Consider the following 24,289-nt stretch of genomic DNA (forward strand, 5'->3'; position numbering starts at 1 on the left):
GCAATCTCTTCCCCGCCTTAACGATAGCCATCCGACATGAACGAATCGAATGAAACCTGTGTGCACGCCCGCGCGCGTGCCCTGCGCGAGCGCCTCGGCGATCACGTTGCCCCGGCCGGCCTCTATGAGCAACTGAAACAGCGCCCCTTCGCCGGCAGCGTGCGCTGCAGTGTTTCCCGACTTGAGGCGGGCAGCTGGGCCGAGGTCGTGCTCGACTATGAAGTCGGCTCATCGGGCATTGCCGATGGCGGGTGGCTGAAGGCGACGTTCAAGTTTTACTCGGACTGGGCGCTCTTCCAGACGAGCGACCCCACCGCCGCGAACTACATCAGCGCCGAATATCACGCGGCGCCGCTCGTACCGGGCCAGAGTCCCGCCACCGTGCAGGCGCTCAATGTGCGTTTTGACCAGAAAGGCCACGAGCGGCCGTACCAGAAAGCCGTGATCGTCGATGTCGTCGATGGGTATCTGAACGCGGGCGACCGCATCGTGATCCGTCTTGGCGATCGCCGACGTGGTCCCGGCACGCGCATCCAGACCTTTGCCGAAGACAATTTCCGCTTCCGCCTCTACGTCGATCCGCTGGGCACATCGCGCTTCGTTGCGGTGCCTGGCGACATTGCCATCGACATCCATCCGGGCGACCCTGCGGATGTGCTGCTCAACGGGCCGCGCTTCGTGCAGCCCGGCGAAGCCACTGCGTTTCGCCTTGTGTTGCAGGATCGCTGGGGCAACGCGTGCCGCGAGCTGGGCGCGAACGCGCAGCCCGCAATCGCCAGTGTGGTCGCCCGCGACGCAGAAGGCGCAACGGTCTATCAGCGCGAGCACGCATTCCCGGCGCAGGGATTCGCGACACTCGCGCTCGACGATCTGCCAACGGACCGCGGCACGCTGTACATCGTCGCAGACGTGCCCGCCCGACCGGATATCCGCGCAGCCGTGGCCTGGCTCACGGTCGACGCCGCATTGCCCGCCCCACGCGCGCTCTATGCCGATCTTCACGTGCATGCGCACGACACGGTCGGCACCAACAGTCCCGCATACAACGCGCAGTACGCGCGCGATATTGGTGGGATCGATATCCTCGGCTATACGGCCAACGATTTCCAGATCACGGATGAGAACTGGCAACTGGGTGTTGAGGCCGTCGAACGCTTCAACGAACCAGGCCGCTTCGTTGTCTATCCCGTACAGGAATGGTGCGGAAGCTCGACGGCGGGCGGCGACCACAACGTCGTATTTCTCGGCGACGAACGTCCCGGCTTTCCGTACAACGCGCGCGGCGAGCACAACCGCACACTCGTGTGGAACGAGGACATGAAAGGCAACGCGGTGAAACTCGGCCGCTGGCCCGTCGAGGAGCTATGGGATGCGTATGTCGACGACGCCGGACATCATCTCGTCATGCCACACGTCGGAGGGCGGCGCTACATTCCGGACTGGCACCATCCGGAGCTCGAACGGCTCGTCGAAATCGCTTCGACCTGGGGTCACTTCGGCTGGCTCTACCAGGACGTCATCGCGCGGGGCTACCAGCTTGGCGTGGCTGCGAGCGGCGACGAACATCGCGGACGTCCCGGCGGCGGCGCGCCGGGCGTGCAGGTCTTCGGCGTACATGGCGGACTCACGGGCGTGCTTGCCGATACGCTCGACCGGCGCACGGTCGGCCAGGCCTTACGTGCACGCCGCACGTGGGCGACAACAGGCGAACACAGCGCGCTGCTCGTGCGCAGCGGCGATCACTGGCAAGGCGACGCGTTCACGCAGCGCGGCCCTGCCACGCTCGAATACCGCCTGCTTGGACGCGCCGGCTGGGAATATGTGGCTGCCTACGATCACAGCGGCCTGATATGGGAGCGCAACCTGCATGAGGAACTCGGCTATGCGGAGCGTCTGATCCGCGTGCGCTGGGGCGGCGCACGCATTCGGGACCGGTATCGCTGGGCGGCGTGGCGGGGCCGCATCCGCATTCTCAACGGCACGATTCATAACTTCGGTTCTCACGGCTTCGAACACGTCGAGGAATCCGCGTGGCGTACCGGCGCAACCGATATCGAATTCAGCAGCGACACGTATGGTGACGCGGACAGCATCGAAATCGACGTGAGCAATCTCGCCGCGGCGACAATCGTGATCGAAGGGACGATCGACGGATTCGTTAAGGTCGGCGATCCGCGCGCAGGCAATCCGTTCGCGCATGCGCCAGTGTTTCGCTTCGAGATCAACGGCGCAGAACTGCTTGCGCGGGGCAGCGCAACACATGCACTCGGCGGCACGGAATTGTTCGTCGCGGTCGAACGACTGACCGACAGGCCATTACCGGTCGATCTGGCGGGCAGCGTCGAGGTTGCCGCGCAGAATGCGTCATTTGGCTTTCGTCCGGTGTACTTCTTCGGGCGGCAGCGTGACGACAGCAAGGTGTGGTCGTCGTCGCAGTTCATTACCTTTGAATAAGGTTCCGGAGCAGGTTCAACTCATTGGCGCCAGTACCGCCGCACCACTTTCGCCTGCGACCATCGTCGCCGCGTGGATCGATCGATTGAGTTCAAGTTGGGAGGTGTTCGCGGGATTTTTGGTCCATTGCGGATTGGCGGAGGCGTCACCGTTGCGCCAGAACAAATACATTGGCGCTCAGGGATCAGAGGCCCACAGGCATGTATCGACATGCCAATCGACATGCCTGTCGCCCCGTGAGAGCAGCCTACGCCAGGAAGCGCCGTTCGACCTGGCGCCTGGTGCGACACCCGATAGTGGACGCCGCCCTGGTGACCGGACCTTCGCGTGCCAATTGTGCCCGTCGCGCTGGTGAACGTAGAGCTCGCTTGCCAAAGCGCGCCGATCGCGCGCAGTTCTCCGCAGCGACGGGCAAAACCGGTCGGAACATCGAAGCGGTGGTACATCCCTGGGCAAAGCGCCAGCCGACGCGGGACGCGCTTAAACAAAAGCCAACGCCTGGGCGAAGCACCGCGGTGGTCGCTATTGCAGATCGTGGCCTTCGGACAGGTTCCACTTACGCAGAACTGCTACCAGTCTTTTATCGAGTCGTCTGCGATCCGGCCCGCATCACTTGTGATGTTCCGCGTCGGGACCCGGCACGGGGATATTCCACTCATCCACCGCTTTCCCCGCTTCGGGTTCGCGCTCTCGCCGAAGCTCCAGGATGCGACCGTGAGCAACAACCACTTTCAGGTCGAGTCTCACGCCTTTCCGGACGTGGAACAAATAAGCCGTGAAGGAGGCTGTGTTGCTGGCAAGGTAACCGTCACTCAGAAACTGTCGACGCGCGACAAGTCCATCGCTTGCCACCCAGTAATCGGCCATGGCGCAATCGAGCGACTTTGTCTGCCAGTCCCTTCTTGGCAGGTCTTCGGGGAACGGCTCGAAATCCTGAGAAAACTCGAATGTATCGTTCATCCTCGAGCGCGGCTTCGCTGGTGTTAGCGTCGACCAAGGGTAACATGGGCTCCCCAGTCTCCGGGCTGGCACTGCAAAACTGGTTGGGGCCGCTTGCGCGCCATAATTTGTTCGTCGCTGGAATGTGCGGGACGGGACCGCACCAGAATGGTGACGGAGACCGGGCTTTCGCGTGTGCCGAGGGAGGAATCCGCAATGCGTTGGTGCTTCTGCGACTCTTCTTAAGCTCCGTTTCAGAATCAGTCTTCGCGGCCCAGCCTGGAGGCTTCGCCGGGACTCCCGATTGCCGGGTAGATCGCGTTTTGCCGGCGCGGCAATCATAGGGTGCCACCGTCAGGGATTAGAACGACGAATGTCTGCACCGGGTCTGGGTCGTTGAAAGCCAGCCCCTGCGCGGTCCGTGGACCTGCTGATTGGCAGGTGTCATCCCGGCGTGGTAAAAAGTCATCCCTTGCGGGTGATCGCCTCCATGCGATGCCATATTCTCGCGATTTCAGGTTTCAACATCGACAGGATTCAAAAAATGGCAACTGGCACTGTGAAATGGTTCAACGATGCGAAAGGCTTTGGCTTCATCACCCCGGATGACGGCGGCGAAGACCTGTTCGCCCACTTTTCCGAAATCAAGACTGAAGGCTTCAAGTCGCTGCAGGAAAACCAGAAAGTAAGCTTCGACGTGAAGATGGGGCCGAAGGGCAAGCAGGCCGCAAATATCAAGCCAGCCTGATCGGCGCGCGTCACATCCCGATCTGTGGCCCGTCCTGCGGGCCAGTTTTTCTTGCACCCTGCGCATCAATCTTTAATGAAGCGATGGACATGCCAGCACATGCGTGCGATGTCCAGTGCGCCCTCTTCGCGACATCGATCGATTCTCTGGTTGATCGTTGACGAAGCGCAAGCGTTTCGCCTGCCCTCCACGGAATTGATTCGATCCAGCCCAGGCGTGAAGACGCAGGACGAATCGCGCATTTGCGGTAGCGTTGATGCCGCGCTTGCGGCCACGCTGCCCGGACCCATCATTGCCCTGCAAAACAGCGGATATCCTGTGACGGAAAACGGTTGAACTCCGCGCTGGCAACACAACCGTCCTCGAAGAATCGACATCCCCGACCAGAAGCACTACGATCGAAAACATGCCGGTGGCCATGGCAGGTGCCTGTCGCACGATAATTTTCTGACGATTGGCACTCACCATGCCAGACAGCCTCCTCGATGTGGTGGCCCACTGCGCCTCGCGACGCGTGCGTGGTGAACCCGCCCGGTCCCGTGCATGATCATGGTGACCGGGACGCCGTCCGCCGCATGGATTGTTTAAATCAGGCGAGGCAAGTGCCGGAAGTTCGTGGCGCTATCCTCGGTGGGTGTCGATGCCACCACCCAGTGGATCGATGCTGCGAGCCGTGCTCTCAGGGGAATCGCCATGACGACTGAGTCGCTTCTGACGTTGGCCGAATATCTCGAACTGTCCCTGAACTCTGGCGCAAGCGTGATCATGATGCAGAAATGCAATGACGTCTGTGCCATGTACGTTGGCGATGCCAGGCGAGATCAGGATCGCCTGAGATATCACGGGGACATCGCCGCTACCCAAGCCGAAGAGATCCTTGAGCAAACCCGCGCTGGACGAAACCGGCTGGAAATCGGCGGACAGCTATATCGTTTTATCCGGAGCTTCAAACATTTTGAGGATCGCGGCGCGGTCGTTTTCGCACCGTCGTGACACCGGAGGCACGACGATTTCGGGAAACGTAAATTTGATGTTCCAGGTAAGTTGCGCATTCCCAAATACTGAAAATCCTCATCAGGGACTTGTCAGGCGAATACGTTGCGCTCGAAGATGATCGGGTGGTCGACCTGCCGGTCGACGGCGATTAGCCTCATGAGCGGGTTGTGCAAGACCTCGTCCCATTCGTTGATGCGCCGATTTGTGGCGGTGAGCAGAGCGCCACGCCCTCCCTGAACGGAATATCCGCTCGCCGCCTGCGTCATCGACGACCCCGAGTTCGTCGCAGTTTCAAGTGGCTTAATAAGCTTTGACGCCTCAAGCTGGACCATGAATGATCACCTGATTTCTTTCGTGACTTCATTCGTTATCCTCTCCATTCCAAACCCGATCACGGAAAACCAGCACATCAAGGAGGCCGCCACCTTCATCCCGGCGTACATTTACGCGTTTTGTGCGAATGACACATCAAATACCAGCATCGCCGCGTCTATAATCAACACCTTAAGGATATCAGCGACCGCATGGAGCCCTACTTTATGAATCAAGCCCGCGGGCGATATGCGGGATCCCGCGACAGCGGCCAACGCCAGGCTCGCCAGGAAAAGAAGTCTCAGCCCAAGCGGCCGGGACAGCCGTATGTGAAGGCGCCTGCTCAGGACTCCACCCAGACCGCCTCCATTTTCAAGACACGGTCGTTCCAGTTTCTGGTCGATACGGTAGGCGCAGAGAATATCGCCATCGCACTTGAATCCAGCATGACGCGCGTGGCCGAATTGATGAAGGGCGAGAGGTTCACTCCCGAGACCGCCTTTCACATGGAAACCACGCTCGGGTTGCCGCATGGCTTTTTTGACCAGCCCAATCCTGGCCTCGCAGCCGAGACCATCGCTCGCCTGAAGTCACCGCTCGACTTCATTCAACCCGACGACGAACCAGACGGAGAGTCCGAAGCACTCAAGCCGGCTTCCGTCCTGAGCGTCGACCCGAAACCCTCTCTTGAAGACAGTTTGTCCGAGGAAGCGCAAATGCCAAGGAAAGCAGCCGGTGGTACGCCCAGGGCCGTCAAGACCAGTCGAGGCGATACGGCCGGACAGCCCGAAGCTCGTACGCCGCGAAAAGCTTCGCGTTCGAAATCCAGGACGTCTCCTGAAGCGGCCCAGCAGCAGTCGCTGGCACTCAACGATGGCGTCGACGTAGAAAACATCCGGCGCGCCAACCTCCACGTTCTCACGAGTCGCAACGGATCGAAAGCAAGACTGGGTGTGGTTATGGAGTTGAGTGGCTCCAACATGGCCCACCGGCTGCATGGCAAGAAGCGCCTGGACGCTGTCGAAGCCAACCGGTTCACGGAACGGCTTGGCTTGCCCGCTGGCTGGCTGGACACCCCGCGCTCTGAAGCCGATATTCCGGCGTCGGTGTCGCGCATGCTTGCGCCTGCGGCGCGCTCACGCGTATCCGCCCAACAGCACGAATCGCTTGCGCCCGCAACAAACGAGGACATGCCAGTGAAGGCCGCAGGTACGAAGGCGCGTGCACGGCGCGCGCAGGCGAGCGATCCAGAAGGCTCAACTGTTTCGGCGGATGTCGCAGGAGAGAAAGAGGCGATCGTGACCAGCGCGCGAGATCATGTAAATGGTTTTCCCGACGACGTTACCGGTCAGCTGCCTGAAGAAGGCGGTGACGGGGCGCCGGCAGCGATACGGGCAACCCCGGAGTCGTTCGCCACGTCCGCAGTACCGCAGCGAAACCCGGCAGCGCTCCCCTTCGCTTCCGTGACGAGTCTGGACAATCTTCACGGCATTGAGCCGATAGCGGAAGCCTTGATCAAGACGCTGGCAGGCAAGGCACGCACGGGTCGCCTCGACGAACTGAAAGCGCTGGAACTGCTGCAGCAGGCGATCCTGCTATGAGCCGGTATAGCGTGCCAGGCTCCCCGCGCCGTGCCGCGCAAAGCGCATCGAGGTGACCGGGTCCTGCCACGCAAAAAAAATTGCGCTGTGTCAGGTCGACTTGCCACTGACCTGCATCGCCGGGCTGACCGCAGAGGTCAATCACCTGACGTTGCCGGGGACGACACAGACTGGATTTTTCTCCCGGGCTTTCCTGGGCAGACTGAACAGCGTGTGCCAGGCTATCCGCGGCGCGGAGTTCGCCTGCGGCTCAGTGGAGTTTGGACATGTGGCGACGGCGGGCAGTTGCCAGAAGCGGATTCTCGTCGGCTTCGGCGTCGCCCTTTGGCGCACCGCCATCAGCAATGACGACGTGGACGTCTTGCTCGAAGGCATCTTCCAGACAGCTACGCGCGCGTGCAACGCATTTTTTCTTCCCATGCCAGTCCGGTCGTCAGCGCTTGCTGCACGAGCTTGCCAGCGACAACACCAATCTTTTCCCTTGATTCATCGTTCACAGTTTTTGCTCCCACAAACCTTCCGCCGCACGCCTGGCATCGCGTACCCTCCGCTGGTCAGGCGCAGGCGTCACAAGCGGCTGCGGATGCCAGGATGGCTATTCTAGCGCCCCCGCACCGCTCAGGTAGACGGCGAGAAATATCTTTGCTCGACCGTGCATGCCGCTTTGACGCTCTCTACACAGATCGATTTGCTGCGATTGACAGCAGACGGGTAAATATCAGTATGCCTTGGCTCGATCCATATCGACGGATCGTGAACTGCGGAAGATGTGTGGGCGTAAGCTAAAGACAGTCGCCGAAAAAAACAATCCCCGGTGCGATCTGGATGAGGGATTCGCCACTCATTCACTGTCCTTCGTGTCAATCCCGCGGCACTCACCCTGATGAAGAAACATCGCGAGGGCACGCCTTCCCTCTGCAACCATCTGCTCCTCGTCTGCCCCGTAAAAGTAGACCCGGTTGCCGAGACCAGTGAACTCGCCGTGATAGATGCCAGTGACAGGATCGAACTCCACCACAGCGTCGTGGCCGTTGATCAACATGGGGCGAATCCATGGCCGAAGATCAGTCATTGTATGGGGCCTCGCAAGTTGCACTCAGTGCCAATGGAGCGGAATGTCCTGCAAAAACGTTCGAATGCCTCGTTCACGCGCGCCGGCCAACGAACGCCCATGGCGCTGAGCCGGGCGATACAAGGCGAGTGCGCGTTCGCCTAGCCAGCACTTCAGGCCCGCTTCATGAGCCGATGGTCATATACCCACTTTTCGTGCTTGATGACTTTCAGTTTCGAGATGTCCGGATGCTCCGGATTCACCAGCACATTAAGTTCACGCGGAACGACCACCGAAGGCACGACGGCGAGGACGCTCGCCTTCGATCGGGCCCACGCCTCTCCGAGTTCAAGGCTGACCATCCCTGCGGGTAGCGCGTCCCAGCCAACGTGTTTCGCCGGGTCCACGAGTGACTCCGTTTTCCTCCAGACGGCCGGTGGCACCTCAATCGATATCAGGTAGCGGTTCAATGGCAGGTCACCGACCTTCAGATGCACCAGTGTCTCAAGGCAGGCCAGTGCAATCGTGCCAGCCGTATAGAGCATCGGTGTTCCCGGACGGTTCCATCGACCACCCGTGATCTTTGCACCCGCGCCTGACATGTCGTCAGCCGTATAGCCCGGTGTATCGGTTCCAATGCGCCAGAGCGTCGCGCCGCCCTTCAAGCGTACGCTCCGCTTTGCGCCATTGCGAGAAGCCGCGAAACGAGCTCCCGGCCCTCCGCGGTATCCATGAAATCGGCGGGTCGCTGACCGCCCAGCGCAGGCAACGGTTCATCGAGCCAGCGCCCCAGCCAGTGCGCAGCATCGAACCCCTCGGGGTCGCCCGACTCCTCCACCATCGCCTGCACCTGGCCAATAAGCTTGGCCATCGCCACGACGCGCTCACTCTGCTCCGGCGAGAGATTTTCGCCCGCCTTTTGCTTCCGGTCGATGGTCGTCACCGACAACCCGAGCGTCTTGCCTAGTTGCTCGCGGGTGCGGTCCATGTGCCTCGCGATAACCCCGAATGCTTCCGGCTTCACACCGGACTTGATGATGGAAATACGGTCTGCCGGATCTACCCGAAAAATGCGGGTGAAGGCATCCGGATCGACTTCGCCACCACCAGCGACATGGCTGAGAAAGATCCTCATTTTTGCGTTATCCGTCGCGCCTGAGGATCGGGAGCCAATGACTCTACCCGGCCCATGGGCATGGGTAGCCCTGGTCGACCGGGACTTGCCCCCGAGCGGATCAATCATTTCCGGCCGACGACCCGACACCCGCCCGGATGCCACGTCGCCCATATCCCGATCTTTAACGGCACCACTCATATATCCTCCATTTGACGGTTCATGATACCTCATTTGGGGAAAACATGGAGGCACCAACGCCCGTACCCAAGGGAACACCCCGCCTTCCGGCAGTCGTCCCCCACCGTTACCCAGACTGCTTTCCACCTGCCCTACGAACACGTCGCACATCGACGTGGCCTCCCCGGCCGGGGTCTCGACACACCCCCGACTTTCAGTCAACCCGGGCGTCCGAAGCCCAATGTCCTGCGAGCGCGCTGGTACCACAACTTCGATCCGCGTTGCCTTGCGTGATGCAGCCTCTCGTTGCGCAGCGCTTTTCTGCCGCCGGAAAGGCGCGCACAGTCTGCGATTGCAGGTGACGGTTAGTTGCAGTAGATATCTGGATGTTCGGGCCTCGCCCACTCGTGAGTAATCTGCTGCCTTTCCCACGTCATCCCATATTGCTCCGGCAACTTCCCCGCTCCCGGGACGCTGCCCTGATTGAGAGAGGGAGTCCGCTTAAAGATAATTTTGCCGTCCGCTCTTGCCCCTTGCTCAAAGCCCCCAATATGGCATCCCGACATTCATCGACCGGCTACCGGACATGCCCAACAAGAAGAGCTATCGATCATTGCGTCAGCCATCGGCGGGCGCGCATGCAAAGTCCCTGTTTCTGCCGATGCCCCGGAAGGAAGCCACGGATCTCGCGCTACGTGCGCGGATCGCGCTTGAGCGTCTGCGCCATGGTGAAGCGGACCGCGCACTGATCAATCTCGTCTCGCAGGTCGCTATCATCGCGAGCTTCATCACCCGGGCGGGACATGGAAAGCTGGATATCGGGGATATCGACCGCGTCGAACGCGACCTCGGCGAGGTCCTCAACGAGGCAGATCGCACCGGAGTCTGGAGTGTGCCTGAAGCGTTGATCGAGGGCCTCACCGTCGTGGTAAATGAATACGACCGGTTGCTCTGCGTGACCCGGATGGAGGTCTTCGTACGGGCGAGCGATCATCTCGAAAAACGCGCGGACCTGGCCGCTCGTGAGACCCGTACCAACAGCAGCCACCTTCAGGTCGCACGTTAGTCTCATCGCGCCTCTCGTGCCGCAATCGCACATCAGTCAGCGCATGTGCATTTGAGACCGCCAGTGAACGAGGCCATGCGAATGCGGGAAAGTCGCACGCAAACGTCATACGGATATGCACGGTACAGGAAGGTAACCAGCCCCCATAGACGGAGACCTGAGCGCCGTACGCGCATCGCGAAGAATTCAAATCGCGAGCGGTGTGGCCTGTGATTGCGTGCAAAAGCGCGCAAGCGCTCACAACGGGCAATCCGGCAGAGCCCAACGCAACGAAATCAGGGGTATCGCGCGCTACACTGCGTCAACAATCCTGCACAGCGCTGAGCGCGATGAATGTGTCGCCGCCAACCATGTCTCCAAACGCACAAAACAACATGGATATTCGCGTCAGTTACGAACACAGCCTCGCGTCTGCCCCGGACGAATTCATCGCCAATGTGGCATCTCAGGTCGTGACCAATATCCCCGCGAACATGCCACGCGTCCTGTTACCGGAATTCATTGCCAACCTGATCGTCAAGCGCTCGCCGGCAATAGGCAAGATTCGCAACCTCAGGATTCTCGGCTGAGTGCCTTCCCTGCAATAACACCTGGCTGATGACGTGATGACCCGCGTCGTTGCGCAGCGCGGGAAAATTCAGAAAAGGCTCTGTTGCCTGATATCGCGTGCTGGAGGCAATGACGGCTTCTGGCGTCTCGCGCCCGTGCGGCGGCGAATGACACGGCGTACATGGGCGATCAGTTCGAAGCCTCCGTTCGCAAAACTGAGCGTGAGCCGGAACTGCGTCAGCCCATCCGGTCCGACACCGGGCTGCACGCGCAGCGATGCACGCATGTCGAGCCGACGGGCACGATCCACGAGCTGCGCGCGGCTCATGCCATTCCATGCGGCCGTGATCAGCCGACCCACCGCCGGAGGAATCGACTCGGGTGGACAGTCAACGGGCAACGCGAGAGATACGAGCGCGAAACGATAAGCCATTCGGTTAACAGCGCGCGGCGCTGTGTCCGCACTTCCTGATGTACAAACATGGCGCCGCTCTCACGTGAGGCGACGCACGAAGGGACCTGAGTAATCAGTCGTAGCGGGCCGCAAATGCGGCGTGGCCACCATGTCGCTCCGCCAGCTACGACTGGAACGCCCGTTACCGCCGTTGTCCTTTACGCTGCTGCGACTTCAGGCGTTGCAGCAGCCTCAACTGCGGCCGGTGCCTTTCGGGCTGCGACCTTGCGCGGCGCCGAAGCCTTTTTCGCGGGTGCTGCGGCCTTGCGCCCACGCACACCCTTTGCCGGCGCCGCTGCTGCCCGGCCAGCCTTTTTCGTCGCGACTGCCGTCTTCGCCGCCTTCCTGGCCACGACACGTTTTTCGCCTGCCGTCTTCGCAGCTACCTTTTTTGCAGCTACCTTTTTCGCAGCAGCCTTCCTGGCAGGCGCTGCCTTTGCGCCGGCAGTCTTCGCTGTTGCCCCAGCTTCAATCAGGAATTTCGAACGATCCTTGACGTCGCGAATCCAGAGCGGCGCGAGACCACGGCCTGACCACGTCGCACCCGTTTTCGGATCCGCGTATTTCGGCGCGACGTGATGCACGACCGCACCCGGCGCTTTTGCTGCTGCCTTTGCCAGCGTCGTCCCAGGTTTGCGACCGCGTCGTTTTGCAACAAAGCCTTCGATGTCAGCGACAGTCAGTCCATGCTTTTGCATCAGGTCACGGATTTTCGTCAGGCCCACCGACGACTGCTTTTCGGCAATCGTTGCCGCCTGCTTCTGGAGTTTGGCAATTTTCGAGTTGATTGCGTCCAGGGTAACCATTTCTATTCCTCGCTGTGGTGTTTTCCGTTCATGCGATCCTGGAACTTCCCTGGCTTGTTTGCCAGGCACTTCGAAGTTCGGTCGGCCCGTCAGAATTGACGCGATCGTGATTATGACTTTATCAGTACACTCGTGCAAATTGAAAGCACAGCGCGCAACGGTTTGAATGTCACTGGCGTTCAGGAATAGATGCACGTCCGATGTTGCCTGTGCATCCCGCAGCGCTGCCTTTCTTTGTTTGTTTGTTTGCTATTACGCCGCAAGATAGCCATCTCCCTATTATCCAGACATGTGCCTGGCATCGTTGGTCGGGGAGGTATGGGTCTTGAGTCAACGATGCGCCTGTTCGATTCGCACGATGAATCGCGAGCGCAATAAAAGAGACTCAACGTGCGCAAGCAAACCTGGTGTCCCCTTCGGGTTGATTTATACTGCTCTCATACCGGTCGCCAGTCGCGGCGCCTCACCTGCGCCGCTCCCAGCAAAATATGGTTTAAACATGCTCCACCCTCTTCGCCGCCCCGGCACGGGCAGCGTTGGGTCGCGTGGCATCCTGGCGGCACGCGATTTGCAGTCACCTGCCCAACGACAGATTGTTGCGCGGAGAATACACCGAATGGATGAACGAAAGCGCGAAAGCATCGTGGCCTATTTGAGGCGACGAATGGCTGATTTTGGAATCGAACCGGAAGACATCGCTACTTCAATTGCAGCCGATCAGGAGCGTTTGCGGGCAGTGCGTTTCCGCGACGCGTCGGGCAACAAATGGGACGGCAAAGGCGCTCCGCCACAATGGGTGGTTCAGGCAATCAGTGCCGGCCAGTCTCTTGAGCATTTCGCAATTGACGGCGCGTCGAATCGCGACCCGGACAAACGCACCGGCGCCGACTGGCGCAATGACCCGTTTGCCGGCTCGAGACTGGCCACAATCAAAACAGAGGACGTGAGCGCCTGAGAGCCGAAGCAATCAGGACCTGGGATCCGACGTCAGCTTCCTTACTCCAGATGCCTGGACATTCACTTGACGTGACTCTCGCCCACTGAGGAATAAAGCTTCAGGCATGGAACGAACGGCCATGTGCCGCGCTTCCCGCACAAACTGGCCAGTCACTGAAAGTTGTGCGGTGACCAATCGAAGAGTTGCTGCTGTGACATGACGGCGCGCAAAGCACCCGTTTGCTGAAGATGAGCCAGTCCAGGTGAGAGCTGGAACGAACGTTGCCAGAATCCGGCCGCTTCTCACAACCGTGTCCAGCAGATTCATCGCGACGATACGCGTCACTGCCAGAACTTCATCGTTAGGCTCAATGGCCCACGCCGAGCGTGACGAAGTCGCCCAGACTGCGGCATTCATGAAGTGCCTGAATCCAGACATATGTCAATCGCAGACACAGCCATGAAACGTTATTTCCGCTCAAGTCGCGGTCGTCCCTCCCCCTTCGCCCGAGCGTGATTCACGATACATTCAGTTCTCCTTCACAGCGGGCATCGATGTGCCGCACGAAAGAAAAACGATAGCCGCGAAACCACCCGGTGCACGCAGGAACGGCCAGCGGAGAGCGAATTCTCCTTCGGAAACGGCTCTACTCTCTTGTCAATGCATGAGACAGCTGGAACAAAAGGGGCCGTTCATATAGATGGAGTTTGACCTCGCGGCGCAAAGCCCGGCCTGGACAAAGCGGCTAGACTATCTCGGTGAAGAGCTGATATGAGCGAAACCCTGAAGAAGCCCAAGCCGGATGTGGCGACCCCGCCGACCGTCATGGTGCGTATTTCGCGCTCCAGCAAGAAAAAGGTCGTGGTCACTTCCGGGACGAAGGCGCCACTACGCAAGCGGGCGAAGACATCGACACGAAGTGCATTTCCCGAGCTGCCCGAGCGGCGGCTTGACCGCTGATCAGACAACGGGCCGCAAGGCCCGTTGTGCTTACTGCGTCTTCCCCGTCAGCAAGCGCAAATGTGACGCGCACCGAGGCGCGTCCTCCGCGAGACGTCATTCCTGACCGGCGTCGACCTGTTTTCCCGCCAGCCACCGACCGTTGACCGATCTGCCGGTTGCCAGAGGGCGCTGCCCGATCTGGCAGCGTCCCGGTGCCAGCGTGTGACCCGGTCGCGCTATCCGGCGACCGATCTGCCGCCCCACCGGACCGTCGGCAGCTTCATGGTCCGATACTCGTCGGCACTGGCCGAACTCCGTTTCAACCACAAGCCGCTCGACAGCTTTCTTAGGCTGCCTTGAGTGGGTGCTCTTTCAGGTAGGTTTTTAGCGCGTCATTCATGCGCGTCTGCCAGCCTGCGCCGGTCGCACGAAACGCCTCCAGAACCTCTGCATCATAGCGCATCGTGACCTGCTCTTTCGGATTCTCCTTCGGCGGGCGGCCCATGCGCTTTTGCATGACTTCAGCGAATGGACGCGCCGTGGCGAAATCCGCAGCCGTCCATTCCGGGTTGTCCGGATCGGACTCGATTCCGCGCTGGATTGCCGCTTCCTCTGCGGCGGTGTTGCGTGTCAGCTTAGCTTTGCTCATAAGCGTCAATCTCCGTGTTACTCGCCTTGCGCAGGCTGATGATGCGCATGGTTTCGTCGCGGGGCGTGAAAACCACGCTATACAGCCTGCCCCCTAACAGGGCAATGCCCCTGTACCGATCCTCTCCGTACTCGTGCCGAATGTCCTGGACCACCAGCATCCCATCCCAGTCGAGCCGCGCCGCCTCGGCGAGTGATACGCCGTGCTTTTCCTGGTTCGACGCGTCCTTCGCAAGGTCAAATGTGATTCGCATGCAACTTATTGTAGTGTCGAAAAATAGGAGCACGCAAGGACTTTCTGGAGTTACAGAAAGTACGTCCTGGCGCAAGATTAAAACGGTCATGCACCGACTGATCGCGTGACTTTTGCGAGCGGACCCGATACGATCACTGTATATTTATACAGGTATTTATTGGGGGCACCATGGCGCTGCCGCTACTGGACGTCGAGGCGATTCACCCGGATTTGTGGCGAGCCTCGCAACTGGCTTCGGCGCACGGCCGCACGGTGACGAGCGGACACGAAGCGCTCGACGCGGAGTTGCCGGGCCACGGCTGGCCGGCGGGGGCCCTGACCGAAGTAATCGTCCCGCAGCCGGGCTGCGGCGAACTGCGTCTGCTTAAAACTGCGCTTGAAGCCGTCGCAACGCGGCCGGTCTTCGTTCTCCAGCCTCCGCACCGACTTCAGCCGGCAGCGTTCACCTGGTGGGGTCTGGGCGCTGAAAACATCCGCGTGCTCAAGGCAGCCACGACTGCGGACAGCCTGTGGGCAGCGGAGCAGATTCTGCGCGCCGGAACCGCAGGGGCCCTCCTGTTCTGGCAGCAGCAGGTACGCCCGGAGGCGCTGCGTCGCCTGCATCTCGCCGCGCAGCACGCGGACACGTTGCTGTTCCTCTTTCGACCTACGGCTGCGGCGAAGTCGACGTCCCCCGCTCCGTTGCGTATCTCGATCGACGCAGCGCCCGACGGCGTGAACGTGTCATTCATCAAACGCCGCGGACCGCATCGCGACAAGCCCGTATTCGTTGCACTCTCCCCTTCGCCTGTTCTCCTGAATCGTCATGCACCACTGGATCGGCGTTCATCTGCCACGCCTGCCCATCGAGAGCTTCTGCCCAACCTGGTACATGCCGGTGTCTGACAACGGTTTTGTCGTTCTGGAAAAAGGCCGCGTGCTCGATGCCGACGCAGCCGCGCGGGCGCAGGGAGTCGTCGATGGCATGCGTCGGGGCGGCGTGCTCACGCTCGCGCCGAACGCCGATCTCAGGGAGCGTGAGCTCACGCGTGAAGAGCAGACGGTACGTGGCGTCGCGTTCGCCCTCCTTCAGTTCACGCCGAACGTCGTAATCGCCGACGAGAACGTCGTACTGGCAGATGTGAGCGCCAGCCTGCGGCTATTCGGTGGGCTGCGCGCGCTTCGCCGGCGCGTGCGTCGCACGGTTGCAGACTTCGGCGTGACGAGCACGGCTTCAATCGCACCGACCGCCGAGGCAACCTGGCTTATTGCACGCGCCGGTGGTGGCGTTGCGCTCACACAGCGGTCCCTTGCGCGTGTACTAAAGCGCATCCCGCTGGGCGTGCTCCCGGCCGCGAGACGTTTCGCCGACTGGTTCCATGGTCTTGGGTGCGCAACGATCGATGACGTGACACGCCTGCCGCGCGCCGGACTGAAAAAGCGCTGCGGCACTGCGTTGCTCGATGCACTTGACCGCGCGAAAGGTGAAGCCCCTGAAGTCCACGAATGGCTCACGATGCCGCCCGCGTTCGATGCCCGCGTCGAGTTGCCGGACCGCATCGAACACGTTGAAGCGGCGCTCTTCGCCGCGCGCCGGCTTACGCTGCAGATGACGGGCTGGCTTGCCGCCCGCCAGCTTGCCGTCGCGCGTTTCGTTGTCTCGCTCGAGCACGAGCGCGGCCGCGATGCGATTCCCCCAACGGGCGTGGAAGTCGCGCTGGGCGAGCCGACGTGGCACGAAGAACACCTCGTCCGGCTGCTGAAGGAGCGACTCTCGCGGATCGAACTCGCGGCGCCGGTCATTGCATTGAGGCTCGAAGCGAAAGATGTACGGGAAGCTGAGGCACCAAGTGACTCGCTGTTTCCCGAACCCGGAGGATCGCCCCAGGATCACGCGCGCCTCATGGAGTTGCTCACGGCAAGGCTTGGCTCGGCCAATGTGATGAAAGCTGCGCCGGTCGCCGACTTCCGCCCCGAAGTCGCCGCACAGTGGGTGCCGGTCTGCAGCGAATCCAAACCCTCACGCACCGATCTGCCGCGGGATTTGCCTCGCCCGGCATGGCTCCTTGAGGTGCCCATCCAGCTCATCATGCGTGGTCACCGCCCGTTCTACGGCACACCGCTGCGCATGGTGTCGCCCGGCGAGCGGATCGAGTGTGGCTGGCAGGATGGCCATATCGTGACGCGTGACTATTTCGTCGCCGAAGCCGAAAACCATCTGCACTACTGGGTGTTTCGTGAGCGCGTCGGCAGTCGTGATGAGCGTGAGCCACGCTGGTTTCTTCACGGCCTGTTTGGCTGAAATGCGGGAGTTGGCACAGGGGCGTTAACGCTGTGATCCAGTTATCCGCCGCGAGTGCGCTTGGGCGCAGAACGGCCCCCAGACAGCCTCTGGCGTGATCGTCACGCCGCCGCCTGGTGCACACTCCGGACCCCGTCTGCCCGACTCAGGTGAGCGGGTTGTGAGGAACGTGTGACGGCTTCGAGTGGAGCGAGATGCAACTGCTCCTCGTGTAACGTCAGCAGTTCTGCGAACAGTTCGAAGGTTGCCTGATCGATACCCCAGACGCCAGCGCCGCGCGCAGGCTGCGCTCGAGCGCGTCGTGCGCTTCGGTCAAGCCCTCAATGCGCGCCAGGCCATACCCCGCATCGAAGAGGTGTGACGTACTGACGATGATCTGTGCCATCGTCACGAAATGCACAAGATCGCCGCGCTGCAGCCGGAGGCTGGAAAGCGTGATGTGACACGCGATCATCCGCTGACGGACCGCGCTCTCCGGGAGGGGAAGCAAACGAACAGCCAATGGAATGCCGCAGCGGCGCGTCGACGCGCCTTGCCTGGTTCGGGACATGACAGGGAAGGATTAACGATGCTTTCCTTCGATAACGGCAAGATTGTTGTCGCGCTTCAATCCGGGCGCTGACCCACAAAGGCGATGCACGACAGAAGCTGCCTCAGGACGTCGACCTCCTGGTCACAATGGCAGTCGCCCTCTCCTGTACCGCGGCATACCAGAACCAGAGCGCTTCCATGTCGTCAGCAACGCTTTCCTGCTAGTCGTTATCTGGAAGTCCACTATCCGAAATCTGGTGCCTGCAGGACTCCGTCGACAGAAGCCGGGGCGGCTCAAGAACGATGCCCCACGCGGTCAGCAATCCATCAAAAGACGGCCGGCCTGCCTGCGCCCGGGGCGCGGGCAACGCGACTCCGGTCGCCCGATAGTGAACGCGATCCTTCGCGCTTGCACCTGAACGCACGATGCGCTCAAGCGCCCCATTGCGCAGCGCGTACTGCACGGCGTCAGTTGCCGTGCGCGACTTCATCAGTCCGGACGCCACAATCTCGCTCACCGTCGCGCTTGCGCGTTCGCGAAACCACGCGAGGAGTACCTCAGCGTTTTCGTGCATGCTCATGCTCGGCCCTCCCTGCGCGCGGGGCTTTGCCGCGCGATATGTGTAGTGGTTGTCAATCCTGTGTCTGGCCCGTCAGTTCGGACCATGAAATGGCGCGCTCATGCGCCTGCAAGCCGTCAAGAGTCTTTCTGTTCATCGAAGGGTACGTGTTCGCCCGTCGACGACTGCTTGCCAAGCTTGCTCTCATTTTCCATCGCGTCCTGCCACGCGAGCATGGCGTTCGCGACAGCGTCCTTCTCGCCGCTGAAGGACAGGACCGTCTCGCCGCACGACGGGCAGATGCCGCCGAATGCCGCCTGGATACCCGCCATGTTTCGCGTGTCGAGCGCGTCGAAATCGCTGAAGGCGGTCCTGCATGCACCGCACACCAGCTTTTCCGGACGCAACGCATCTACCTTCGCCTTTGCCTGCGCGATACGTTGCTCCTGCGAGCCGCGCTGTTTTGCCTGTCCCATCGTTTGTGCTCCCTTTGCTGTGAACCGGTCGTGGCCGGATTTTCCGCGATGTTAGCCCGCCGGAGTCCGGTTCATTCCGGGAAAAGCCGATATTTTGGCCAGCCAGCCGGGTTGCGCTAGAATACCACTGTATAAATATACAGTGTCGGGGGCGGAAAGACGGAATCAGGGTGTCCGGGTCCAATGGATCGGGTACCGGCTGGGCCGCGCGCGCAATTTATGCCTGCACCTGACTTTGGCGGACTGCCGGCGTACGCGGAACTCGAATGCGCCTCAAACTTCTCGTTCCTCCGCGGTGCCTCGCATGCCGACGACATCGCCGCGCGTGCGGCGCAACTGGGCTATGCGGCAATCGCCGTGACCGACGAGTGTTCGCTGGCCGGGGTCGTGCGCGCGCACGTCGAAGCAAAACGCGCGAATATCCCGTTCATCGTGGGGTCCGAGTTTGCGCTGATGAATGCCGACGGCTCGCCCGCCTTGCGCTTTACCGCCCTTGCCATGACGCGGGAGGGCTACGGCAATCTCAGTGAGTTGATCACGCTTGCGCGCATGCGTGCGGACAAGGGTAGCTACCGGCTCGCCACACGCGACCTGGATCACCCGGAGGCTTCGCACAGACACCTGAAGGGACTGCCGGACTGCATTGCGATCCTCATCCCGGAGTACCCGGCGAACGAGACGCGCCTTGATGCGCAAGTCGCATGGTTCGCACCGACGTTCGGTGAACGCGCGCGGATCGCGCTCACGCTTCATGCCCGCGCGATGGACGACCTTCACCGCGGCGCGATCGAGCGGGCTGCAGCGCGCCACGCCGTGCCCGTGGTGGCCACCGGCGCGCCCGTCATGCACGTTCGCTCGCGCAAGCCGCTTCAGGATGTGCTGACTGCCATCCGGCTCGGGCGGCCGGTTGCCGAGTGCGGCTATGACCTCGCGCCCAACGCCGAACAGCATCTGCGTTCGAGATTACGTCTGGCCAATCTCTATCCGGCACGCGCACTCGCCGAGACCATCGAGATTGCGCGCCGCTGCACCTTCTCTCTCGACGAGCTCCGCTATGAATATCCGGACGAACTTGTGCCCGACGGCTTCACGCCCGAAGCCTACCTGCGCCAGGAAACGTATACCGGCGCTCACCGGCGGTGGCCCGCTGGCATTCCGCACAAGGTCCAGGCGCAGATCGAGCACGAACTCGCGTTGATTGCCGACCTTCGATACGAGCCATACTTCCTTACCGTGTATGACATCGTGCGCTTTGCACGCAACGAGGGGATTCTCTGCCAGGGACGCGGCTCGGCCGCCAACTCCGCGGTCTGCTACTGCCTGGGCGTGACCGAGGTCGACCCTGCACGCTCGTCAATGCTGTTCGAGCGCTTCATCAGCAAGGAGCGCGGCGAGCCGCCAGACATTGATGTCGACTTCGAGCACCAGCGACGTGAGGAAGTCGTCCAGTACATCTACCGCAAGTACGGGCGCGAGCGCGCAGCGCTGACGGCTGCCGTAACGACCTATCGCCCTCGCAGCGCGCTCCGTGAATCGGGCAAAGCGCTCGGCGTTGACCTGGCCATCGTCGATCGGGTTGCCAAGGCCCATCACTGGTTCGACTCGAAGGAAGACCTGCTCAGCCGCTTTGAGGAAGCGGGCCTCGACCCGCAGGCGCCACTCATCGTGCAGTGGGCTGAATTCGCCACCCTGCTGCTTGGCTTTCCGCGTCACCTCTCACAGCACAGCGGCGGCTTCGTCATCAGCAGGGGCAAGCTTTCGCGACTCGTGCCAATCGAAAACGCCGCGATGGCCGACCGCTCGATCATCCAGTGGGATAAGGACGACATCGAGGCGCTTGGGCTCCTGAAGATAGACGTGCTCGCACTGGGGATGCTTTCGGCCGTGCGCCGCGCGCTCGAACTGATTTCTGAAAAGCGCGGCGAGGTGTTCGAACTGCAGGACATTCCGGCAGAAGACGCTTCGACGTACGAAATGATCTGCCGTGCGGATACCGTGGGCGTGTTCCAGATCGAATCTCGCGCGCAGATGAGCATGCTGCCTCGACTTCAGCCGCGCCAGTTCTACGATCTGGTGATCGAAGTGGCAATCGTGCGGCCGGGCCCGGTCCAGGGCGGCATGGTCCATCCGTACCTGCGCCGGCGCCAGGGGATCGAGCCGGTGACGTTCCCGAGTCCACAGATGGAGCAGGCCCTCGCCCGTACGCTGGGCGTGCCGATCTTCCAGGAGCAGGTCATGCAGGTTGCAATGCTTGCGGCGGGCTTTTCTGCAGGCGAAGCCGACCAGTTGCGCCGTGCGATGGCAGCGTGGCGTCGCAAGGGAGGACTCGGCGTCTACTACGACCGCATCGTCAACGGCATGCTTGAGCGCGGTTACGAGCGCGAATTCGCTGAACAGATCTTTGCCCAGATCCAGGGTTTCGGCGAATACGGCTTTCCTGAAAGCCACGCGGCGAGCTTCGCGCTGATGGTCTACGCGAGCGCGTGGCTGAAGTGTCACGAGCCCACGGTGTTCGCATGTGCGTTGCTCAACTCGCAGCCGATGGGGTTCTATTCACCGTCCCAGCTTGTCCAGGATGCGAAGCGCCACGGAGTACGTGTTCTCCCCGTCGACGTGACCGTGAGCAACTGGGATTGCGCGATTGAAGGTCCCACGACGCGCGATCCGTTACGGCTTGGCATGTCGCTTGTTCGTGGCATGAAAGCGGAAGCGGCAGCGCGCATTGAGATGGCTCGTGCGGTCCGGCCATTCCGCGACGTCTCCGATCTCGCACGCCGCGCGCAACTTGATCGACGCGACCTCGAGGTGCTCGCCGCCGCGAACGCCCTGCTCTCTCTCGCGGGAGAGCGGCGCGCAGCGCTCTGGCAGGCCGTTGCCGCAGTCCCCGATCGCGACCTGTTGCGTGGCGCCACCGACGACGACGAGACTCCTGAGCTCGCCCCGATGACCGAAGGGCAGGAGATCGTGAGCGACTACCGTTCGACGGGTCTCACGCTCGGCCGTCATCCGCTCGCCCTGCTGCGCCCCCGCCTCGCAAAGATGCGGCTCGTGCCTTCAGATGCGCTCATGCGCTATCGTAATGGACAACTGGCGCGCGCCTGCGGCATCGTCACCGTCCGGCAGCGCCCGGGTACGGCGAAAGGCGTGATGTTCATGACGCTGGAAGACGAGGCTGGCAGCGTGAACATCATCGTCTGGCAGTCCGTGCTGGAGAAGTTCCGCCGCGAGGCGCTCGGATCGTCGTTGCTAGCGGTCTATGGCGTGTGGCAGCGCGAGGGCGAGGTACGGCATCTCGTTGCAAACCGGCTCGTTGACGTTACCGCTTTGCTTGGCGAGCTTCCAACCGTGAGTCGTGACTTCTGCTAGTGGAGAATACTCGATGAACATCCATGTTGGAATCGCGCAGTATCATGGAACTCAATGCCGCGCGAGGTAGCGTCGGCTAAGATGAACGCTTAGCAAGGGTACGGAGTGGCCCATGTGCACAAATTACGCCGCCGCGCGCCGCGATCAACTCCTCAAGCACTTCGGGGGATCGAGGCGCCAGACAGCCCGTGGCGCGACGAAGTATACAAGGACTATGCCGCGGCGATCATCCGGCGCGCCGAGGGCAGCGACCGCGCAGACCTCGCTGACCGCACCGAAACTTACCGTACTTGACGGTACGGGCGTGCTGGCGTCGCTTTGAACTCAGTCAAACTGAACAACTAACGCCCTATGAGCTGGGTGGACGAGGCGGACTGGGTTGGCTCACATGTGTTGCGTCATACAGCGCCTGAGCGAGTAGGCTGATGTTGTGCGCATGTATTGGCCATACCCGACCAAGAAAATTGTAGCGGACCGTGCGAATCGCCGGGTTGATCCTCGATGGGGGACGTACTAACGCGAGGACTGCGCGGAGAAACGCGAGCACCTCACCTCGCTCAAACACCCGGTCCGTTTGCAGCCCTTTTGCGTTTTGTGCGCGGATCGCTTCTTCCAGGCTATAGAATCCGGTGACTGGCGATGTATCGAAGGCATATACCTGAATGACCCTGGGCAGGCTCAGACCTTGCTGCGCGAGTTGATCAGGGAGCGCGTAAGCGAACTGCTGGGCAAGTCCCCCGCCAAGCGAATGGCCTGTCGAATAAATGACGGGCGGCTTCTCTAAGGACTCCTTTTCGAGAGCTGCAAGAAATCCAGGGACGAATTTTGTTACACAAACGGTGTACTCGTCCGGTCGCCCCGGCAGCTTCGGAAGAATCCAGCGCAGGTTAGCCTGCCAGTCTCGCAAGGATGTTGCCACCGTGCCGCCGAACGCAACCGCGAGAGCGGAACTATCCTTCTTCATCCAGACTTCAAGTCGAAGGTGAGCGGCCTTGAATGCAGCGTCGAGCCGGTCGTCAACGAACGTGTTGTAGCATACCCATCCGGCTTTTATCAGTTCGTCCTCAGGATCGAAATTGAGTTTCGTATAGTCTGGCCTTGACTTCTCAACAAATTCAGCGCTTGTCGGGAGCAACTGTAGCTTTGTCATCGCTCTCTTGATGGCTGCGGCTTTCGCATAGGCGACCAGACTCAATAGCGCATACTCCCAGTGATTTTTTGCCTGTGTAATCGCGTCTTCAGGGTACCCGTATGTTCGCCAACCTGGCATCCTGACGAGTACCTGTTGTCGCGTCTGCTTCATGCTTCTGAAGAAGCGACGCAAATCCGCCATGAAGCTACTCTCTTTTGCTGGTGTAGTTGCGCTCATTGCAGCCCCACTCTTAAGCGTTCTTTTACCCCGCCGACTACGAGGGCGCAGTCGAAAGGCTCAAAGATATAGAACATTTACTGACAGAGTCGCCAGATCGCGCCTCTCTCCATATTTCTAAAACCGAACAATAGACGGTTGCGCCGAATTAACACGGTGATGCCTTCGCGTTATGTGTGTCGACGCACATACGCATGGCTTACGTTCTGAAAAGCGTTATTTTCGGCATGGGATGTGAAATCAGGAAAGGACTCGACGAAGGCTTATGTACACATCGTTTATCTCCGGGTATCGGCCGATCGCATGGGGGACTGGCATCTGAATGCACAAGGAGAGCGTCGGACGAGCGACAACTCCTAACAGGCCGCTGAAATACAGCCCAACGGAGACGGCCTTGTTCCGCTTACGCGGCTCCTGCCGCAAAATTTTTCAGATTGCGCAATCTCAACGCGAATTCAACGTTGTTTCGGCGGTTTGAGGCTACTTTTTTGGCCTCATTGCCGCTTTCCCGCCACTATGGACGCACCTGTGCCAGCGATCGCATGCGCACAAGGTTGTAGGCCGCCATATTCAACACGAACATCTGGTCCACCTTCTTCAAGCCACGCACCATCACCTGGCGCATGCGCCCCACGGTCTTGGCCCAGCCGAAA

25 protein-coding genes and 1 pseudogene are annotated in these 24,289 nt (G+C 60.9%); 11 read left to right on the plus strand and 15 right to left on the minus strand.

The window, feature by feature from the left end; all coding sequences use genetic code 11:
- The first annotated feature begins 36 nt into the window (after window positions 1–36).
- Complete coding sequence (locus E1N52_RS38855) at window positions 37–2,454, plus strand: hypothetical protein (protein ID WP_133189930.1); 2,418 nt, start codon at window positions 37–39, stop codon at window positions 2,452–2,454.
- A 15-nt stretch (window positions 2,455–2,469) separates the two neighbouring features.
- On the opposite strand, the gene E1N52_RS44405 is transcribed toward E1N52_RS38855, so the two are convergent.
- Window positions 2,470–2,625, minus strand: a complete 156-nt coding sequence (locus E1N52_RS44405) for a hypothetical protein (RefSeq protein WP_165979550.1) — start codon at window positions 2,623–2,625, stop codon at window positions 2,470–2,472.
- A gap of 438 nt (window positions 2,626–3,063) precedes the next feature.
- The gene (locus tag E1N52_RS38860) at window positions 3,064–3,414 is read right to left on the minus strand and encodes a hypothetical protein (RefSeq protein WP_133189931.1); all 351 of its coding nucleotides are present in this window, start codon (window positions 3,412–3,414) and stop codon (window positions 3,064–3,066) included.
- A 523-nt stretch (window positions 3,415–3,937) separates the two neighbouring features.
- Here E1N52_RS38860 and E1N52_RS38865 point away from each other — a divergent pair.
- Window positions 3,938–4,141: a cold-shock protein gene (locus E1N52_RS38865; protein ID WP_042293433.1), complete on the plus strand. Its 204-nt coding sequence runs from the start codon at window positions 3,938–3,940 to the stop codon at window positions 4,139–4,141.
- Between the two features lie 693 nt (window positions 4,142–4,834).
- Window positions 4,835–5,134 carry an RNA-binding protein gene (locus tag E1N52_RS38875; RefSeq protein WP_133189933.1) on the plus strand — a complete coding sequence of 100 codons (300 nt, stop codon included), beginning with the start codon at window positions 4,835–4,837 and terminating at the stop codon, window positions 5,132–5,134.
- Window positions 5,135–5,226: 92 nt separating this feature from the next.
- On the opposite strand, the gene E1N52_RS38880 is transcribed toward E1N52_RS38875, so the two are convergent.
- The gene (locus E1N52_RS38880; RefSeq protein WP_133189934.1) at window positions 5,227–5,469 is read right to left on the minus strand and encodes a hypothetical protein; all 243 of its coding nucleotides are present in this window, start codon (window positions 5,467–5,469) and stop codon (window positions 5,227–5,229) included.
- A 207-nt stretch (window positions 5,470–5,676) separates the two neighbouring features.
- On the opposite strand from E1N52_RS38880, the gene E1N52_RS38885 reads away from it, so the two are divergent.
- Entirely contained in the window at window positions 5,677–7,050 is a 1,374-nt protein-coding gene (locus E1N52_RS38885) for a hypothetical protein (protein WP_133189935.1), read from the plus strand.
- A gap of 841 nt (window positions 7,051–7,891) precedes the next feature.
- Here the strand turns inward: E1N52_RS38885 and E1N52_RS38890 are convergent.
- The 3 genes from E1N52_RS38890 to parS form a co-directional block, all read right to left on the minus strand.
- Window positions 7,892–8,092 (minus strand): type II toxin-antitoxin system HicB family antitoxin, encoded by a 201-nt coding sequence (locus E1N52_RS38890; protein ID WP_133189936.1) that lies wholly within the window; start codon window positions 8,090–8,092, stop codon window positions 7,892–7,894.
- Window positions 8,093–8,274: 182 nt separating this feature from the next.
- On the minus strand, window positions 8,275–8,766 hold the full coding sequence (locus tag E1N52_RS38895) for an RES family NAD+ phosphorylase (protein ID WP_133189937.1): 492 nt from the start codon (window positions 8,764–8,766) through the stop codon (window positions 8,275–8,277).
- Window positions 8,763–9,236: a type II RES/Xre toxin-antitoxin system antitoxin gene (gene parS / locus E1N52_RS38900; protein WP_133189939.1), complete on the minus strand. Its 474-nt coding sequence runs from the start codon at window positions 9,234–9,236 to the stop codon at window positions 8,763–8,765. Before parS ends, E1N52_RS38895 begins: the two co-directional genes overlap by 4 nt.
- A 745-nt stretch (window positions 9,237–9,981) precedes the next feature.
- On the opposite strand from parS, the gene E1N52_RS38905 reads away from it, so the two are divergent.
- Together E1N52_RS38905 and E1N52_RS38910 are read left to right on the plus strand one after the other, a co-directional pair.
- Window positions 9,982–10,461 carry a hypothetical protein gene (locus E1N52_RS38905; protein ID WP_246089410.1) on the plus strand — a complete coding sequence of 160 codons (480 nt, stop codon included), beginning with the start codon at window positions 9,982–9,984 and terminating at the stop codon, window positions 10,459–10,461.
- Between the two features lie 374 nt (window positions 10,462–10,835).
- Window positions 10,836–11,030, plus strand: coding sequence for a hypothetical protein (locus tag E1N52_RS38910; protein ID WP_133189941.1), 195 nt, complete (start codon window positions 10,836–10,838; stop codon window positions 11,028–11,030).
- A gap of 68 nt (window positions 11,031–11,098) precedes the next feature.
- Here the strand turns inward: E1N52_RS38910 and E1N52_RS38915 are convergent, their stop codons facing one another.
- Window positions 11,099–11,443, minus strand: a complete 345-nt coding sequence (locus tag E1N52_RS38915) for a hypothetical protein (protein WP_133189943.1) — start codon at window positions 11,441–11,443, stop codon at window positions 11,099–11,101.
- A 179-nt stretch (window positions 11,444–11,622) separates the two neighbouring features.
- The gene (locus E1N52_RS38920; protein ID WP_246089411.1) at window positions 11,623–12,465 is read right to left on the minus strand and encodes an H-NS histone family protein; all 843 of its coding nucleotides are present in this window, start codon (window positions 12,463–12,465) and stop codon (window positions 11,623–11,625) included.
- A 421-nt stretch (window positions 12,466–12,886) separates the two neighbouring features.
- Between E1N52_RS38920 and E1N52_RS38925 the strand changes: the two genes are divergently transcribed.
- Together E1N52_RS38925 and E1N52_RS38930 are read left to right on the plus strand one after the other, a co-directional pair.
- Window positions 12,887–13,225, plus strand: coding sequence for an H-NS family nucleoid-associated regulatory protein (locus E1N52_RS38925; protein ID WP_246089412.1), 339 nt, complete (start codon window positions 12,887–12,889; stop codon window positions 13,223–13,225).
- A gap of 753 nt (window positions 13,226–13,978) precedes the next feature.
- Entirely contained in the window at window positions 13,979–14,167 is a 189-nt protein-coding gene (locus tag E1N52_RS38930; protein ID WP_133189947.1) for a hypothetical protein, read from the plus strand.
- A gap of 328 nt (window positions 14,168–14,495) precedes the next feature.
- On the opposite strand, the gene E1N52_RS38935 is transcribed toward E1N52_RS38930, so the two are convergent.
- Complete coding sequence (locus E1N52_RS38935) at window positions 14,496–14,798, minus strand: BrnA antitoxin family protein (protein WP_133189966.1); 303 nt, start codon at window positions 14,796–14,798, stop codon at window positions 14,496–14,498.
- The gene (locus E1N52_RS38940) at window positions 14,785–15,051 is read right to left on the minus strand and encodes a BrnT family toxin (protein ID WP_069268364.1); all 267 of its coding nucleotides are present in this window, start codon (window positions 15,049–15,051) and stop codon (window positions 14,785–14,787) included. The genes E1N52_RS38935 and E1N52_RS38940 overlap by 14 nt, the downstream gene beginning before the upstream one ends.
- Window positions 15,052–15,221: 170 nt before the next feature.
- Between E1N52_RS38940 and imuA the strand changes: the two genes are divergently transcribed.
- Together imuA and E1N52_RS38950 are read left to right on the plus strand one after the other, a co-directional pair.
- The gene (gene imuA / locus E1N52_RS38945; RefSeq protein WP_205965742.1) at window positions 15,222–15,938 is read left to right on the plus strand and encodes a translesion DNA synthesis-associated protein ImuA; all 717 of its coding nucleotides are present in this window, start codon (window positions 15,222–15,224) and stop codon (window positions 15,936–15,938) included.
- Window positions 15,859–17,334 (plus strand): Y-family DNA polymerase, encoded by a 1,476-nt coding sequence (locus E1N52_RS38950; RefSeq protein ID WP_133189949.1) that lies wholly within the window; start codon window positions 15,859–15,861, stop codon window positions 17,332–17,334. Before imuA ends, E1N52_RS38950 begins: the two co-directional genes overlap by 80 nt.
- 217 nt (window positions 17,335–17,551) lie before the next feature.
- Here the strand turns inward: E1N52_RS38950 and E1N52_RS38955 are convergent, their stop codons facing one another.
- From E1N52_RS38955 to E1N52_RS38965, 3 genes are all read right to left on the minus strand, one after another.
- A complete protein-coding gene (locus E1N52_RS38955; protein WP_133189951.1) occupies window positions 17,552–17,884 on the minus strand; it encodes a hypothetical protein in 333 nt (110 codons plus the stop codon).
- Between the two features lie 202 nt (window positions 17,885–18,086).
- Complete coding sequence (locus E1N52_RS38960) at window positions 18,087–18,446, minus strand: hypothetical protein (RefSeq protein WP_133189953.1); 360 nt, start codon at window positions 18,444–18,446, stop codon at window positions 18,087–18,089.
- Between the two features lie 116 nt (window positions 18,447–18,562).
- A complete protein-coding gene (locus E1N52_RS38965) occupies window positions 18,563–18,901 on the minus strand; it encodes a hypothetical protein (protein ID WP_133189955.1) in 339 nt (112 codons plus the stop codon).
- A gap of 219 nt (window positions 18,902–19,120) precedes the next feature.
- On the opposite strand from E1N52_RS38965, the gene E1N52_RS38970 reads away from it, so the two are divergent.
- On the plus strand, window positions 19,121–22,267 hold the full coding sequence (locus tag E1N52_RS38970) for an error-prone DNA polymerase (RefSeq protein ID WP_133189957.1): 3,147 nt from the start codon (window positions 19,121–19,123) through the stop codon (window positions 22,265–22,267).
- A 349-nt stretch (window positions 22,268–22,616) separates the two neighbouring features.
- Here the strand turns inward: E1N52_RS38970 and E1N52_RS38975 are convergent, their stop codons facing one another.
- Window positions 22,617–23,636 (minus strand): lipase family protein, encoded by a 1,020-nt coding sequence (locus tag E1N52_RS38975; protein WP_133189959.1) that lies wholly within the window; start codon window positions 23,634–23,636, stop codon window positions 22,617–22,619.
- Window positions 23,637–24,150: 514 nt separating this feature from the next.
- Window positions 24,151–24,289 (minus strand): annotated as a pseudogene (locus tag E1N52_RS38980) (IS5/IS1182 family transposase); the annotation flags it as partial.

It is taken from the genome of Paraburkholderia guartelaensis (genome assembly GCF_004353905.1).
Lineage (GTDB): Bacteria > Pseudomonadota > Gammaproteobacteria > Burkholderiales > Burkholderiaceae > Paraburkholderia > Paraburkholderia guartelaensis.

Bases quoted from the DNA above. Each gene is read 5' to 3' on its own strand.
- E1N52_RS38875 (WP_133189933.1), top strand. From the start codon at position 4,835: ATGACGACTGAGTCGCTTCTGACGTTGGCCGAATATCTCGAACTGTCC.
- E1N52_RS38855 (WP_133189930.1), top strand. From the start codon at position 37: ATGAACGAATCGAATGAAACCTGTGTGCACGCCCGCGCGCGTGCCCTG.
- E1N52_RS38915 (WP_133189943.1), bottom strand. From the start codon at position 11,443: ATGGCTTATCGTTTCGCGCTCGTATCTCTCGCGTTGCCCGTTGACTGT.
- E1N52_RS38975 (WP_133189959.1), bottom strand. From the start codon at position 23,636: ATGAGCGCAACTACACCAGCAAAAGAGAGTAGCTTCATGGCGGATTTG.
- E1N52_RS38860 (WP_133189931.1), bottom strand. From the start codon at position 3,414: ATGAACGATACATTCGAGTTTTCTCAGGATTTCGAGCCGTTCCCCGAA.
- E1N52_RS38890 (WP_133189936.1), bottom strand. From the start codon at position 8,092: ATGTTGATCAACGGCCACGACGCTGTGGTGGAGTTCGATCCTGTCACT.
- E1N52_RS38970 (WP_133189957.1), top strand. From the start codon at position 19,121: ATGCCTGCACCTGACTTTGGCGGACTGCCGGCGTACGCGGAACTCGAA.
- E1N52_RS38965 (WP_133189955.1), bottom strand. From the start codon at position 18,901: ATGGGACAGGCAAAACAGCGCGGCTCGCAGGAGCAACGTATCGCGCAG.
- E1N52_RS38940 (WP_069268364.1), bottom strand. From the start codon at position 15,051: ATGCGAATCACATTTGACCTTGCGAAGGACGCGTCGAACCAGGAAAAG.
- E1N52_RS38930 (WP_133189947.1), top strand. From the start codon at position 13,979: ATGAGCGAAACCCTGAAGAAGCCCAAGCCGGATGTGGCGACCCCGCCG.
- E1N52_RS38910 (WP_133189941.1), top strand. From the start codon at position 10,836: ATGGATATTCGCGTCAGTTACGAACACAGCCTCGCGTCTGCCCCGGAC.
- imuA (WP_205965742.1), top strand. From the start codon at position 15,222: ATGGCGCTGCCGCTACTGGACGTCGAGGCGATTCACCCGGATTTGTGG.
- E1N52_RS38960 (WP_133189953.1), bottom strand. From the start codon at position 18,446: ATGAGCATGCACGAAAACGCTGAGGTACTCCTCGCGTGGTTTCGCGAA.
- E1N52_RS38905 (WP_246089410.1), top strand. From the start codon at position 9,982: ATGCCCAACAAGAAGAGCTATCGATCATTGCGTCAGCCATCGGCGGGC.
- E1N52_RS38955 (WP_133189951.1), bottom strand. From the start codon at position 17,884: ATGTCCCGAACCAGGCAAGGCGCGTCGACGCGCCGCTGCGGCATTCCA.
- E1N52_RS38885 (WP_133189935.1), top strand. From the start codon at position 5,677: ATGAATCAAGCCCGCGGGCGATATGCGGGATCCCGCGACAGCGGCCAA.
- E1N52_RS38950 (WP_133189949.1), top strand. From the start codon at position 15,859: ATGCACCACTGGATCGGCGTTCATCTGCCACGCCTGCCCATCGAGAGC.
- E1N52_RS38925 (WP_246089412.1), top strand. From the start codon at position 12,887: ATGGATGAACGAAAGCGCGAAAGCATCGTGGCCTATTTGAGGCGACGA.
- E1N52_RS44405 (WP_165979550.1), bottom strand. From the start codon at position 2,625: ATGTATTTGTTCTGGCGCAACGGTGACGCCTCCGCCAATCCGCAATGG.
- E1N52_RS38880 (WP_133189934.1), bottom strand. From the start codon at position 5,469: ATGGTCCAGCTTGAGGCGTCAAAGCTTATTAAGCCACTTGAAACTGCG.
- E1N52_RS38935 (WP_133189966.1), bottom strand. From the start codon at position 14,798: ATGAGCAAAGCTAAGCTGACACGCAACACCGCCGCAGAGGAAGCGGCA.
- E1N52_RS38865 (WP_042293433.1), top strand. From the start codon at position 3,938: ATGGCAACTGGCACTGTGAAATGGTTCAACGATGCGAAAGGCTTTGGC.
- parS (WP_133189939.1), bottom strand. From the start codon at position 9,236: ATGAGGATCTTTCTCAGCCATGTCGCTGGTGGTGGCGAAGTCGATCCG.